The organism is Streptomyces sp. NPDC091280 (assembly GCF_044768565.1).
In the GTDB taxonomy this organism is placed as follows: domain Bacteria; phylum Actinomycetota; class Actinomycetes; order Streptomycetales; family Streptomycetaceae; genus Streptomyces.
The window spans coordinates 39,856-53,740 of record NZ_JBIVUZ010000003.1 but is presented as its reverse complement, the minus strand read 5'-3'; the positions used below and the strand labels follow the sequence as shown (position 1 = coordinate 53,740).

The 13,885-nt window shown below is 70.7% G+C and carries 10 protein-coding genes; 7 read left to right on the top strand and 3 right to left on the bottom strand.

Features of this window, described 5'->3' with window-relative positions; genetic code table 11:
- The first annotated feature begins 106 nt into the window (after positions 1–106).
- The 3 genes from ACIQPR_RS10295 to ACIQPR_RS10285 all read left to right on the top strand — a co-directional run bounded on the left by ACIQPR_RS10295 (position 107) and on the right by ACIQPR_RS10285 (position 1,469).
- Complete coding sequence (locus ACIQPR_RS10295; protein ID WP_403644908.1) at positions 107–433, top strand: MerR family transcriptional regulator; 327 nt, start codon at positions 107–109, stop codon at positions 431–433.
- A 211-nt stretch (positions 434–644) separates the two neighbouring features.
- The gene (locus ACIQPR_RS10290; protein WP_019063123.1) at positions 645–848 is read left to right on the top strand and encodes a cold-shock protein; all 204 of its coding nucleotides are present in this window, start codon (positions 645–647) and stop codon (positions 846–848) included.
- Between the two features lie 279 nt (positions 849–1,127).
- The gene (locus ACIQPR_RS10285; RefSeq protein WP_403644905.1) at positions 1,128–1,469 is read left to right on the top strand and encodes an SCO5918 family protein; all 342 of its coding nucleotides are present in this window, start codon (positions 1,128–1,130) and stop codon (positions 1,467–1,469) included.
- Between the two features lie 42 nt (positions 1,470–1,511).
- Here ACIQPR_RS10285 and ACIQPR_RS10280 read toward each other — a convergent pair whose 3' ends face one another.
- Entirely contained in the window at positions 1,512–2,570 is a 1,059-nt protein-coding gene (locus ACIQPR_RS10280; RefSeq protein WP_403644903.1) for a PucR family transcriptional regulator, read from the bottom strand.
- A gap of 241 nt (positions 2,571–2,811) precedes the next feature.
- Between ACIQPR_RS10280 and ACIQPR_RS10275 the strand changes: the two genes are divergently transcribed.
- The 3 genes from ACIQPR_RS10275 (at position 2,812) to ACIQPR_RS10265 (ending at position 11,441) form a co-directional block, all read left to right on the top strand.
- On the top strand, positions 2,812–3,516 hold the full coding sequence (locus tag ACIQPR_RS10275) for a hypothetical protein (RefSeq protein ID WP_403644900.1): 705 nt from the start codon (positions 2,812–2,814) through the stop codon (positions 3,514–3,516).
- Positions 3,517–4,323: 807 nt separating this feature from the next.
- Positions 4,324–6,471 (top strand): flotillin family protein, encoded by a 2,148-nt coding sequence (locus tag ACIQPR_RS10270; protein ID WP_403644898.1) that lies wholly within the window; start codon positions 4,324–4,326, stop codon positions 6,469–6,471.
- Positions 6,472–6,599: 128 nt separating this feature from the next.
- Positions 6,600–11,441: a DNA repair ATPase gene (locus ACIQPR_RS10265; protein WP_403644895.1), complete on the top strand. Its 4,842-nt coding sequence runs from the start codon at positions 6,600–6,602 to the stop codon at positions 11,439–11,441.
- On the opposite strand, the gene ACIQPR_RS10260 is transcribed toward ACIQPR_RS10265, so the two are convergent.
- Both ACIQPR_RS10260 and ACIQPR_RS10255 read right to left on the bottom strand, forming a co-directional pair.
- The gene (locus tag ACIQPR_RS10260) at positions 11,396–12,763 is read right to left on the bottom strand and encodes a helix-turn-helix domain-containing protein (RefSeq protein ID WP_403644893.1); all 1,368 of its coding nucleotides are present in this window, start codon (positions 12,761–12,763) and stop codon (positions 11,396–11,398) included. The two genes, ACIQPR_RS10265 and ACIQPR_RS10260, sit on opposite strands and share 46 nt — an antisense overlap.
- A gap of 139 nt (positions 12,764–12,902) precedes the next feature.
- Positions 12,903–13,364 carry a hypothetical protein gene (locus ACIQPR_RS10255; RefSeq protein WP_403644890.1) on the bottom strand — a complete coding sequence of 154 codons (462 nt, stop codon included), beginning with the start codon at positions 13,362–13,364 and terminating at the stop codon, positions 12,903–12,905.
- Positions 13,365–13,368: 4 nt separating this feature from the next.
- Here ACIQPR_RS10255 and ACIQPR_RS10250 point away from each other — a divergent pair, with 4 nt between their 5' ends.
- Positions 13,369–13,764, top strand: a complete 396-nt coding sequence (locus ACIQPR_RS10250; protein ID WP_403644887.1) for a DUF4232 domain-containing protein — start codon at positions 13,369–13,371, stop codon at positions 13,762–13,764.
- Positions 13,765–13,885: the final 121 nt, after the last annotated feature.

The window sequence follows — 13,885 nt, the reverse complement described above, 5'->3', positions numbered from 1 at the left end:
CTCGCCGCGACAGGGATTCCCCGGGTGCGACTAGAGTTCCTGTAAGGGGAAACACGCTCCCTCGCGGCGGGCCGTCCCTCTCCGGCGGCCCGCAGGAAAGGTGTACATGCCCGCAGAAAGCCAGCAGCCCGCGGCCGACCGGCTCGACGACGACGACTACCCTGCCTACACCATGGGCCGGGCCGCCGAGCTGATCGCCTCCACCCCCGGTTTCCTCCGGTCACTGGGTGAGGCCGGGCTGATCACGCCGACGCGGTCGGACGGCGGTCACCGCCGCTACTCGCGCCATCAGCTCCGTACGGCCTCGCGCGCCCGCGAGCTGGTCGACCAGGGGACGCCCATCGAGGCCGCCTGCCGCATCATCAGCCTGGAGGACCGGCTGGACGAGGCGCTGCGTGTCAACGAGGAGCTGCGCCGGTCGCCCCACCGCTAGAAAATCTGATGCGCCCGAAACAGAAATTCACTGTTTCGGGCAGCGCTTTTCTCCCGCAATTCCGCCGTCGCGAAAATGGGTTCCGTGCTAGGCTGCCGTCAGTTGCAGTTGTGGTTGCCAATTTTGAACCGGTTCTCCGGGCAGGTGATCATCACGGCGATGGAGGAGATTCGTAAAGTGCGTATCTCCAGCACTGCCTAGGAGTTAAGACATGGCCACCGGTACCGTGAAGTGGTTCAACGCGGAAAAGGGCTTCGGCTTCATCGAGCAGGACGGCGGCGGCGCCGACGTCTTCGCCCACTACTCGAACATCGCCACCCAGGGCTTCCGTGAGCTGCAGGAAGGTCAGAAGGTGACCTTCGACATCACGCAGGGCCAGAAGGGCCCGCAGGCGGAGAACATCGTTCCCGCCTAAGCACGCGAGACTGCGAAACAGGGGCCCGCACCTTGGGTGCGGGCCCCTTTTCGTATCTGCTCATTTACCCGCCGTTCCAGTCCCTGTTCCAGGCCCAGTTCCAGTCCAGGCCCAGTTCCGGCCGCTGTTCCGCTCGCCGTTCTTCGGTCACCCGCTGTACTTCGGTCACCCGCTGTTCTTCGACCGTTCTCCGGCTTCCCGAACGTTCTCCGGCTTCCCGATTTTCCCCGAGGAGAAATCCTCCCCTCTCCTCCCGCTCGAACCCCTTGGTGAGGCACCATGCGCTGCGTGATCGCCCGTTACCCCTTCGATCTGACGAAGAGCGAAGTGGAGCAGATGCTCAAGGGCGTCCGCCCGGAGCAGCCCGTCAGCGGCCCCTGCGCCGTCATCAGCCGCAAGCTGTACCCGGTCAAGCAGGTCGGCGAGGTGATCACCAAGCAGGACCGCCGTGACTTCACCGCCTCCGAGGTCACCCGGGCCCTGACCCGCCTCGGCTTCACCTGCCACGAGACCCCGCCGGCACCGACCCCGGCCGCCCCCGAACCCGGTACCTCCGCCGCGGCCCCCACCGCGGACTCCGGCCCCGAACCGACGTCGTACATCGACACTCCCCTGGGCTGACGCCTCCGCGCGCTCCCCGCCCCTCCCGGGGCACACTCCGCGTCACAGCTCCTTGTCCGGCCAGTCCAGCAGACGGGCGCCGATCACCGCCGTCTGCAACATGTAACGCTGGCCGGGATCCGCCGGATCGGCGCCGGTCAGCTGGTGGATGCGTTCGAGGCGGTACGTCAGTGCCCGCACGCTCAGCGAGAGGCGCCGGGCGGCCTCCGCGGCCACGCAACCGCAGTCGAAGTACGTCGAGAGCGTGTCCAGCAGCGGTCGCGGGCCGCCGCGCGCCTTGGTGAGCGGGCCCAGCGCGTCGAGGACCAGATCGGCCATCGCCTGCCGGTCCCGGGTGAGCACCGGGTAGACCAGCAGGTCGGCGGCGCGCAGCAGCGGGCCCTCCAGGGCGAGCCGCTCGGCCAGTTCGAGGGTGTTCAGAGCCTCCTCGTACGACTGCACGATCCCGCCCGCGCCCGGCTGCGGTCGGCCGATCGCCACCCGGGAGCCCACCGCCGCCGCGTACGACTGCTTGGCGAAGTGGGTGAGGATGTCGTCCTGGTCGCCGGGCGCGACACACAGCATGCGGCCCGCCTTCGTGGTGAGCAGGATGTTGCGGTCACCGAAACGGCTGATCATCGCGCGCTCCACCTGACGCGGCACCGGCGCGCTCTCGTCGTAGGCGGTGGGCCCCTGCACGACGGCGACCGCGTGCGAGTGGGACAGGCGCAGACCGAAACGCTCGGAACGTTCGGCGATCCGGCCCAGATCACTGCGGCCGTAGAGCAGATCGTCGATGAACTCCCGCCGCGCCGCCTCCTCCTGGCGTACGGCGAGCCGCTGGGCCCGCTCGTAGCCCTCGGTGAAGGCGTCAACCACCTGCTGGACAGCGGCAAGTGTGCAGTCGGCGGCGCCTGGGGTCTCCGGCCAGGCGGTGCGGGTGGCGGCGAGATGGGCGTTGACCAGGGCGCGCAGTCCGTGTCCGGCCTCGGCCGCGAGCTCGCCCAGGGTGCGACGGGCCTCCAACTCGGCCCGGTTCAGGCGCCGTCCGGTGGCGGCCACCTCCGCCAGGAGTTGCGCGTACCCCGCCAGATACTGCTCAGGTATTCCGCCCTCCGGCAACGCCGCCCCCTGTTTTCTTGACGCCCTGGTGACGCTTTCTTAGCGCGCCACCGGCATCAAGACCCTAATGGACACTGCCGGGTTCCGGCAATGCGCGGGCGCGCACCCCGCGTGCACCATGGCGCCAGGGGAGCACCACGGATGGTTCCGGTGCCGGACACCGGCAGGTGTCCCGCACCGGGACCGTGATCCGCGCATCCCCTCGACATTCGGGCGAGTAAGAGAACGGGGGGCCGGGATCATGGGGGCGTTCATCGCTGCCGCGACCGGTTTTCCCACCGTCGTCTTCACCGCGGCGCTCGTCGTGGTCGTCCTCTACTGGCTGCTGGTCGCCCTCGGCGCGGCCGACGCACACGGCCACGCGCATGCCCATGCGCACGTCCACATCCACGTCCGTGGGCACGGGCACGCCAACGGGCGTGGGCAGGCCAACGGCCGTGGGCAGGTCAACGGCCGTGGGCCCGCAGGGAGTCAGTGGCTCGGCGGGGTCCCGGTGACCCTCGCCTTCTCGCTGTTCGTCGCGGTCGGCTGGCTCATCAGCTTCTGCGCGAACGCGCTGTTCGTACCCTCGGGCCCGGCCGGCCTCCTGGTCGGAGCGATCGTACTGATCGCCACGGCCTACGCCTCCTGGTCGGCGACCAAACTCCTCGTACGACCACTGCACCCGCTGTTCCCCGACGAACAGGGGCCGTCCCGGCTGGACTTCGTCGGGCTGACCTGCACCATCCGCACCGGGCGGGTGGACGCGGGGTTCGGCCAGGCCGAGGTCAGGGCCGCGGACGGCTCCGCCGCGACGGTCCAGGTCCGCCAGACGGGCAACGACGCCCTCGCCAGCGGCAGCACCGGACTCCTCTACGCCTACGACGAACCCGGCGAGTTCTTCTGGGTCGCGCCCTACGACAGCGCGCTGGACCCGAGGACCGGACCTGGGGGCAATCCGGGGTAGACCGCCGACGCGTGGGTGGCCTACGGGTGTTGGCCTACGGATGTTGGTCTGCGCGTGGTGGCTTACGGGTGTTGGTCTGTGGCTGTTGGTCTACGGGTGTTGGCCTACGGGCGGTGGCCTGCGTGTGGGGGTCCACGGGTGTGGGCCTACGGGCGATGGCCTGCGTGAGTTGGCCAACTGGGGTTGGCCTGCGGGTTGTTGCCTACGGTCGGTTGCCTACGGGTGTTGGCGGGTGGGCGGTGGGCGGTGGTCGCGTGCCGGGCGCTGGGGTTCGTGGCCGGGGCTGGTGGTCGCTCGCCGCGTTGGGACGGGTCGGGTCGCCGAGGCTCGGTGGTCGCTCGCCGCGCCTGGTGGTCAACACCTGGTGGCCAACGATCGGTGGCCAACGATCGGTGGCCTACGGCGGTTGGCTCGCGCGGGTTGGCCTACGGCGGTTGGCCCACGCGAGTTGGCCCACGGGTGTTGGACCACGGCCATTGGCTCGCGACCGACGCGATCGGTGGCCCGCGCCCGCCGGAGCCGCGAGTCAACGCCTGTTGGTCAACGCTCGTAGGTCAAGGCCTCCCGCCAGCCGGCGCCCCGCCAGCCAACGCCCCGCGGACCAGGGCCCTCCAGCGCAACGCCCCGACAGGCAACCCCCGTCCAGTCAACGCCCGTTGGCCCACGCTCGTAGACCCACACCAGTTGACCCACACCGACCGACAGACGCCCGCCTTCAGACACCCGCCCCGCCCTCGGACACCCGCCCCGCCCTCAAACGCCCGCCCATACCCACCCCAACTCACCCCTACCTAGAGGACCCATGTCATGAACGCCATCACCGTGGGCATCGGTGTGTTCGTCGCCGTTGTCCTGCTCATCGCGCTCGCGCTGCTTCTGCTGGTCGGGCGGTTGTTCCGGAAGGTGGAGCAGGGGCGGGCGCTGATCGTCTCCAAGACGAAGAAGGTGGACGTCACCTTCACCGGCGCGGTCGTCCTGCCGGTGCTGCACAAGGCCGAGTTCATGGACATCTCGGTGAAGACCATCGAGATCCGCCGCACCGGGCGCGAGGGCCTGATCTGCCAGGACAACATCCGCGCCGACATCCACATCAGCTTCTTCGTGCGGGTCAACAAGACCGTCGAGGACGTCATCAAGGTCGCGCAGGCCATCGGTACCCAGACCGCGAGCGACCCGGTGGCGATCCAGGACTTCTTCGCCGCGAAGTTCTCCGAGGCGCTCAAGACCGTAGGGAAACAGCTCGACTTCGTCGATCTCTACACCAAGCGCGAGGAGTTCCGGGACCGGATCATCCAGGTCATCGGCACCGACCTCAACGGCTACCACCTCGACGACGCGGCCATCGACTTCCTCGAACAGACTCCGATGACCCAACTGGACAGCCAGAACATCCTGGACGCGCAGGGCATCCGCAAGATCACCGAGCTGACGACGATCGAGCACGTCCGCACCAACGAGTTCCAGCGCGCCGAGCAGAAGGAGATCACCCGGCAGAACGTCGACGCCCGGGAAACCATCCTGGAGTTGGAGCGCCGGCAGGCCGAGGCGGAGATCAAGCAGCGTCGTGAGGTGGAGGTGCTGCGGGCACGCGAGGAGGCCGCCACCGCGAAGGTGCAGGAGGAGGAACGGCTCGGCGCGCAGGCCGCGTTCCTGCGCACCGAGGAGCAACTCGGCGTCCAGCGCGAGAACCAGGCCCGTGAGATCGCCGTCGCGCAGAAGAACCGCGAGCGGGTCATCGCCGTGGAGAACGAGCGCATCGAGAAGGACCGGCTGCTCGAAGTCATCGCCCGCGAAAGGGAGACGAGCCTGTCCGGGATCGCCCGCGACAAGGAGATCGAGGTCGAGCGACGCGAGGTCGCGGACGTGGTCCGGGAACGGATCGCCGTGGACCGTACGGTCGCCGAGCAGGAGGAGGCCATCAAGAAGCTGCGGATGGTCGAGGAGGCGGAGCGTACCCGGCAGGCGGTGATCATCGCCGCGGAGGCCGAGGCGCAGGAGAAACTGGTCAAGGACATCAAGGCGGCCGAGGCCGCGGAGGCCGCCGCCAGGCACCGCGCCGGGGAGCAACTCACCCTCGCCGACGCCCGGTTGAAGTCCGCCGACCTCGACGCCCGCGCCAAGCTCCGGCTCGCCGAGGGCCTCCAGGCGGAGGCCGCCGCGGCCGGACTCGCCGAGGTGCAGGTCCGCGACAAGGAGGCCGAGGTCACCGTGAAGGCGGGCCGCGCCGAGGCCGAGGCCACGGGGGCGCGGCTGCGCGCGGAGGCGGAAGGCACCGAGGCCCGGCTGCGCGCGGAGGCCGAGGGCACCCGGGCCAAGGCGCTCGCGGAGGCCGAGGGCACGCAGGCGAAGGTGCTCGCGCAGGCCGAAGGCGTACGGGCGAACGCGCTCGCGGAAGCCACCGGTATCGGTGAGAAGTTGAAGGCCGAGGCGGAGGGGCTCACCGAGAAGGCCGCCGCGATGGCCGCCCTCGACGACGCCTCGCGCGGCCACGAGGAGTACCGGCTGCGGCTCCAGGCCGAGAAGGAGATCCGGCTCGCGGGTCTCGACGCGCAACGGCAGGTCGCCGAGGCGCAGGCCACGGTCCTCGCGACCGGTCTGGAGCACGCCGACATCGACATCGTCGGCGGTGACACGGTCTTCCTGGACCGGCTGATGTCGTCGATCTCGCTGGGCCGCAGCGTCGACGGTTTCGTCCAGAACTCCCAGACGGCGCAGGCGTTGGCGCGCCCGTGGCTGGACGGCACGTCGAACATCGCCGACGACCTAGGGCGGGTGCTCGGCTCGGTCTCCACCGCCGACGTCCAGAACCTCACGGTGTCCGCCCTGTTGATGAAGCTGATGCGCACGGACACGGCGAACGCCGGTCAGCTACGACAACTACTGGACAGAGCTGGCGAATTGGGCCTCGCGGACACTCCGCTGAGCGCGCTCAACGGCCACCCGGCGAAGGCCTGACACCTCCCCCGGCCGAGGCCCGGCCCCCACAGACGGTCCGGAACTGCCGCACAGGGGACGGCAGTTCCGGACCCACCACTCCTGACCGACCACTCCTGATCCCCACCCCGAGATCCTGAGAGGGACCCATGACCACCGGCCTGGACACCGGCACCTACGAGGTCCTGCGCGACCGCCTCGCCGCACAGGCCGCCGAACTCGCCCGCCGGGCCGAGGCGCTCAACTCCCGCCGCATCGAGGAGTTCGGCTCGACCCGGCTGGACCTCACCGGTACCGGCCGCCTGACCACCGAGCACCCGGCGACGCCGAGGGACGTGGTCGCCGTGGGGGACGCGCTCCTCTTCGGCTACCAGACGTCCCCCGGTGTCACGCGGGAGACGGCGGTGGCCGATGTCCTCGGCCTGTACGACGGGCGGGAGTTGCGCGGGCTGCCCGAGGACGCCGTGCCCGGACTGCTCGACGACCCCGAGTTCGTGCGGGAGTTCACCGCCCTGCACCGCTACTACCGTCAGGCGCGACTCCTCCGACTCCGGCGCGTCGAGGGCAAGTTGCTGGCCGTCTTCCGCACCGGAGAGAAGACCGACGACATCCGGGTACTCCGCTGGGCGCTCACGGACGACGGCCGGGCGGCGACCTTCCTGGACGCGCACGGCGAACGCGACCACGTCTTCCCGCCACCGTACGACTTCGACTGGACGGGGACGGGACGCGAGGACCTCGTCGCCGGACGGCATCCGCATGTGCGGATCCAGGACGGGCTCTACGTCGACACGCTGGGCGGCACTCTCACCGTGAAGGTGGAGGACAACACCGAGACGGGCGAGGGGATTTACGCCGAACCGGTCGACGAGCCGTTGCAGTCGCCCGCCGACGCGGAGATCTCGTACGCGCGGGTGGGCGCGCTGGTGCTGCTGCGGGTGCGGCCCTACAAGGAGGACGCCCACCGTCACCTGGTCTTCAACACGCTGACCAAGGGGGTCGTACGGCTCGACGGGATCGGGCTGTCGTGCCAACGGCTGCCGGAGGAACAGGGGATCGTGTTCCCGGGTGGGTACTGCCTGGCCACGGGGGAGTGCAAGACCTTCGAAACGGCCACCGACGGGCTGGAGTTGGAGCGGATCGTCCGCTCGCCCAACGGGGAGGACGTGCTGTTCGGCTACTGGGCGAGGGTGTCGGGGCGGAGCCTGCTGCTGCCGTACAACATGATTCGCAAAGAGGTCGCGGCGCCGTTGCCCGGGCGGGGGTGGGCGCTCTTCGAGGACGGCATGCTGGTGGTGCTGGGGGAGGGGGAAGCGGCTCGGGTCCACCCGGTGCGTCTGTGGCGTACCCCGTTCGTCTCCGACACCTGTGCCGCCGCCGCTCAACTGACCGGCTCAGGGCCGTTGTTCCGGGTCGGGAACGCCGATCTCGTGCGCGGGATCTCCGACTGCTTGTCGGTGACGGGCGCGGTCGTGGGCATGGAGCCGGCGGCGGAGGTGTACGAGGCGCTGGTCGCCGCGTGTGTCCGGGCGGCCGACACGCATCACTGGCTGGCGGATGCCGAACTCGGTGATCTGCGGGGGCCGTTGGAGGAGGTGCGGGACACGGCGGAGCAGGTCCTGACCGAGTTCGAGACGGTCCGGACGCTGACCGCGCGGGCCGCCGACGCCCTCACCGACGCGACGGACCGCCTCACCTCTCTCGTACGGCGGCTGCGGGGCGAGGCGCCCCGGGACGCGGCGGGGTGGGTCGGCGGGCTCACCGAACTCCGGCGAGCACAGGGGCACTTGCTGACGCTGAAGGAGATGCGGTACGCGGACACCGCGCGGATCGAGCAGGCGGCGGCCGAAGTCGAGGCGGATCTAGGGGCGTTCGGGCAGCGGGCGGTGGCGTTCCTGGCCCGCGAGGACGCGTTCGCCGGGCACCACGAGCTGATCGAAAGCCTCGTCGCGGAGTCCGGGGCGCTGGCCAAGGCCGCCGAGGCGGCCCCGGTCGCGGCCCGGCTGGACGAACTGACCGCGGGGCTGCGGACGGTGACCGAGGTGGTCGCCGGACTCGACATCCGCGAAGCCACGGTCCATATCGGCGACGCCACGGTCCACATCGGTGACACCACGGTCCGTACGTCGATCCTGGAACGGGTCGCCGAGGTGCTGGGCGGCGTCAACCGCGCCCGCGCCATTCTGGACGCCCGCCGCGCCGAACTCCGGGACCGGGAGGGCCGGGCGGAGTTCGCGGCCGAGTTTGCGCTGCTCGCCCAGTCGGTCACCGGGGCGCTCGCGGACGCGGCGACCCCGGAGGCCTGTGACACCCAACTCGCCCTGTTGCTGGTGCGGTTGGAGAACCTGGAAGCCCGCTTCGCGGACTTCGACGACTTCCTCGCCGAACTGACCGGCAAGCGCGTCGAGATCCACGAGACCCTCTCCGCCCGCAAGCAGACCCTGGTCGACCAACGGGCCCGCAAGGCAGAGCAGTTGTCGCGCTCCGCGGCCCAGGTGCTGGAGACCGTGGGACGGCGGGCGGGCGCGCTCGCCGACGCCGACGCGGTGAACACGTACTTCGCCTCCGACCTGATGGTGACGAGGATCCGCCGCACCGCGGACCAACTCCGCGAACTCGGCGAGGGCACCAGGGCGCAGGAGTTGACGGGCCGGCTCACCGCCGCCCACGCGGAGGCGGTCCGCGCGCTGCGCGACCGCGCCGACCTCTTCGCGGACGGCGGCCGGACGCTCCGCCTGGGCCGCCACCGCTTCGCCGTGCACACCGAGCCTCTCGACCTCACCCTGGTCCCCTCCGGCGAGGGCCTGGCCTTCGCTCTCACCGGCACGGACTACCGATCACCGGTCAGGGACCCGGAGTTCGCGGCCACCCGCCCGTACTGGGATCGCCCGCTGCCCTCCGAGTCGCCGTCGGTCTACCGCGCCGAACACCTCGCCGCCCGCCTCCTCGACGAACACGGCGCACCGGCCCTCGCCCAGGAGGCCGACCTCGGCGCCCTGGTCCGCCGGGCCGCGCAGGAGTCGTACGACGAAGGCTACGAACGCGGGGTGCACGACCACGACGCGACCGCGATCCTCGCGGCGCTGCTCCGCCGGTACGAGGACGCGGGCCTGCTGCGTCACCAACCGGCGGCCCGGGCAGGCGCGTTGCTCTTCTGGACGCACCGCACGAACCCTCGGGCGCGCGAGAAGTGGACCCGGCGCGCGAGATCCCTGGCCCGCGCCCGCGACCTGTTCGGACCCACCCCCGCCGACGCCGAACTCCGCGCGGAACTTGCGGCGGAAACGGGATCGGGCGGCGAGGCCGCCGCGGCCTACCTCCTGGACGAACTCACCAGCGCCCCCGAGGGCTTCGTGATCAGCACGGGCGCCCGTGCGCTGCTCGACAAGTTCCGCAGGGCGGTGGGCAGTTCGGCCTACGACGACGACCTGACCGCCCTCGCCGACGACCTGCCCGCCCGGCACCAACTGGTGGAGGCCTGGCTGACGGCGTACACGACGGCGTCCGGGACGCGGGTCGACCCGGGGGACCTGGCGGAGGCGGTGGCGGCCGAACTCTGCCCCGGCACACCGCGTTACGAGTCGGACGCACAGCTGGCCGAGACGGTCGGCGGACTGCTCGGCAGTCATCCCCGCCTGGTGGGCGGGGAGTTGCGTTTCAGACTCGACGAACTCCTCTGCCGCACAAGGGAGTTCCGCGCGCGGGACGTTCCCGGGCACCGCGCGTACCAGCGTCGCCGTACCGCCCTGGTCGCGGCGGAGCGCGCCCGGCTGCGGCTCGACGAGTACCGTCCGCGCGTCCTGTCGTCCTTCGTCCGGGGCCGGCTCGTCGACGAGGTCTACCTCCCGCTGATCGGCGACAACCTCGCCCGGCAACTCGGCACGGCGGGCGAGCCGGCCGGAGCCGTCGGCACCGGCGGACTGCTGCTGCTCATCTCCCCACCGGGCTACGGCAAGACGACCCTCATGGAGTACGTCGCCGACCGGCTCGGACTGGTCCTGGTCAAGGTCAGCGGCCCCGCCCTCGGACACGGGGTCACCTCCCTCGACCCGGCCGAGGCGCCGAACGCGACCGCCCGACAGGAGGTGGAGAAGGTCGACTTCGCGCTCGCGGCGGGCAACAACGTGCTCCTCCACCTGGACGACATCCAGCACACATCACCCGAACTCCTCCAGAAATTCATCACGTTGTGCGACGCGACCCGGCGGATGGAGGGCGTGTGGGAGGGCGCGCCGCACACCTACGACCTGCGGGGCAAGCGGTTCGCCGTCTGTATGACCGGCAACCCGTACACCGAGTCGGGCAGCCGGTTCCGCATCCCCGACATGCTCGCCAACCGTGCCGACGTCTGGAACCTGGGCGACGTACTGACCGGCAAGGAGGCGCTGTTCGCCCTGAGTTTCATCGAGAACGCGCTGACCTCCAATCCGGTCCTGGCCCCGCTCGCCGGCCGCGACCGCGACGACCTGGACCTGCTGATCCGGCTGGCCCGCGACGACACGACGGCCCGCGCCGACCGTCTCTCCTACGCCTGCGACCCCACCGAACTGGCCCGTACCGTCGCCGTGTTGCGGCAGCTGCTCGCCGCTCGGGACACCGTCCTCGCGGTCAACACCGCGTACATGGCGTCCGCGGCGACCACGGAAGAGGCCCGCACCGAACCGCCGTTCCGGCTCCAGGGGTCGTACCGCAGCATGAACCGGATCGCCCGGCGCATCGAGCCGGTGATGAACTCTCGTGAGTTGTCGGCGGTGTTGGACGACCACTACAGCGCCGAGGCACAGACTTTGGGCGCGGAGGCGGAGGCGAACCTGCTGAAGCTGGCGGAGCTGCGGGGCACGCTGACTGTCGAACAGGCGGCGCGGTGGGGTGAGTTGAAGGCGGGGTATCGGCGGGGGCGGCAGGAGCGGGCTGGGGGTGCTGCGGAGGCCCGGCTGTCCGTGGCTCAATCGGCCTTGTGGGGAACCCACTTGCCGTCGTCCAGCGAGTAGCCGTACTGAGGTCGTCCGGCCATTCCGCTGGTGCGGAACGGCCTTCCCTGGTCGTCGATGCGCAGCACGCCGTTGCGGGTGCCGCTGGACCAGGTCAGTTCCAGATACCAACGCACGTCGTGGGAGGCCGCGGCGGCCGTGATGTACAGGACCTCGGGTTCACTCTCGCTCACCTTGTACGGCAGACCCGTCTGCCCCGACTCCGGCGTGGCCACCGGGCGGCCCGCGTCCAGCCCGATGCCGAAGGAGTGCGTGGGCACCCCGCCGCCGCAGCCGACGCCGACGTACCCCATGGCGTAGGCGTTCCAGGCGGGTGGCGCGGCGCTGCCGACGACACGGACGTTCAGCGACTGGAGCACCACGGTCTCCTGGCCGGTTCCCTGCACGGTCAGTTCGAGGTACTGGCTGCCGGCCGAGACGGCACCCAGCGCGCTCACCCAGCCCGGCGCGTCCTGCTCGGTCGGCGGTGGCGGCACCTTGGCCGCGTCCCGGTTCACCAGATAGGTCTGGCTGCACGGACTCTCCCAGGCGTACGGCCGGGTCGTCACCGTCAGCGGAACGGCCGCCGCCACGTCAGCGGCCCCGCCGGACCTCGCGCCCGCCGAGCCGGACGCCCCGCTGTTCGCCGTAGCGGACCCGGAAGCACTCGCACTTGCACTCGCACTCGTGGAGTCGGCGGGCGAGCCGGAGGCGGACGGCGAGGAGGTCGAGCGCGCGGATCCGGAGGCGGACGAGGAGGGGGTGCCGTGCCCGGCGGCGGCGACCGAGCCGGCGTCCTGCTTCCGGCCGGTGCCACCGTCACCGCCGTCGCCGGAGAGGAAGCGGGGGACGAGGGCGGTGGCGGTGAGGACCACGGCTACGGCGGCGGCGGCGAAGAGGGCGGTGCGGGGGCGGTTGCGTGGGGCGGGTGTGGGTGCGGGGGCGGGTGGTTCGGGGGTGGGGGCGGATGTGCGAGTGGGTGTGGGGGAAGCGGGGGGAGGTGTGGGCTCCGGTGCGGTGGAGTGGAGGGCTGTTTCCGGAGCGGGAGTGGGGGTGGGAGTTGGAGGGGTAGCCGTCGTGGTGGACTTCCGCTCGCGCTGGCGGGCGCCGTCGGCCAGGATCCAGCGGCGGTGGGCCTCGACGAGTTCGTCGGGGGTCGCCTTGCAGAGGCGGGCGAAGCGCTCCACGGGGGCGTACTCGGTGGGTACGGCGTCGCCGTTGCAGTAGCGGTGCAACGTCGACGTGCTCATGTGCAGCCGCTTCGCGAGCACGCCGTAGCTCAGACCCGAACGGTCCTTGAGCTCCCGTATCAGCGCCGCGAAATCGGCCGTCTCGTCCAGCACCGTTGCCCAGCCCCCGTTCCAGTCCGGCGTTCCAGGGAAACCCTGTTCGCCCAGGTAAGAGCCGGTGCGAACGTTCCAGGTTCCCGTAACTCCCGGCTGCTGTGGCGGGTGGGACGGAAAGCGGCACAGGCTGCGGTCATCAAAGCACGCCGCCCGCCGAACGGCCGGACGGCCTGTCAGTTCCCGCCTCCAGGAAAGAGATCACACCCATGTCCGCGTTCACCGCCCGCCCTCGCACCCGCCTGTTCGCCGCGGCCACCGTCGCACTCGCCGCGCTCTCACTCACCGCCTGCAACGGCAAGCTGGGAGCAGGAGTACACGATGAGGGCGCGGTCTCCTCTCCGGTCTCGTCCTCCGCGACGACCTCCTCGACGCCGTCGGCGACGGGTGGTTCGTCCGCTGGTGGTGCGTCCAGTGGTGGTTCCTCCACGGGTGGTTCGTCAACGGGTGGGTCCTCGACCGCTGGCGGTGCGGGGTCGGGCGGCAGCAGGACGAGCGGCGGCTCGGGGTCGACGTCCGGCTCGGGGGCGGGTTCGGGGTCGGGGTCGGGTTCGGTTTCAAGCAGCTCCACGAAGAGGGTCACGTGCAGCGGTGCCAACACCAAGGTGACCGCACGGCTGGTCAACCGCCCTGTCAACCACATGCTGCTCACCGTCACCAACACCGGTTCCAAGACCTGCGACCTCTACTACTACCCGGCCGTCGACTTCGCGGACGCCCAGTCCGTACCGCCGGTCATCAAGGACTCCCAGCCGCAGGCGGTGACCACGCTGGTCCCGGGCCAGTCGGGCTACGCCGGCGTCGCCCTCTCCGGCGGAACGGACGGCGGCGGCACCAACGGCCGCACCGCCAAGTCCCTCTCCGTCTACTTCTTCGACCGCAACAACAACAGCATCAGCCCGGCGGCGACCCCGGCACTCCCCAGCAAGGGCGTCTACATCGACGACTCGCTCCGGGTGACGTACTGGCTGAGCAGCGCGCAGGAGGCGCTGACGTACTGAGAGACGGGCGGGGCGGTGGCCTTACTCGATCCCTCGGCCCTCTGTTTGACCCCCGGGCATGAAAGAGGCCCATTCGCGATCAAGCGAATGGGCCTCTGACCAGCGTCGGGGTGGCGGGATT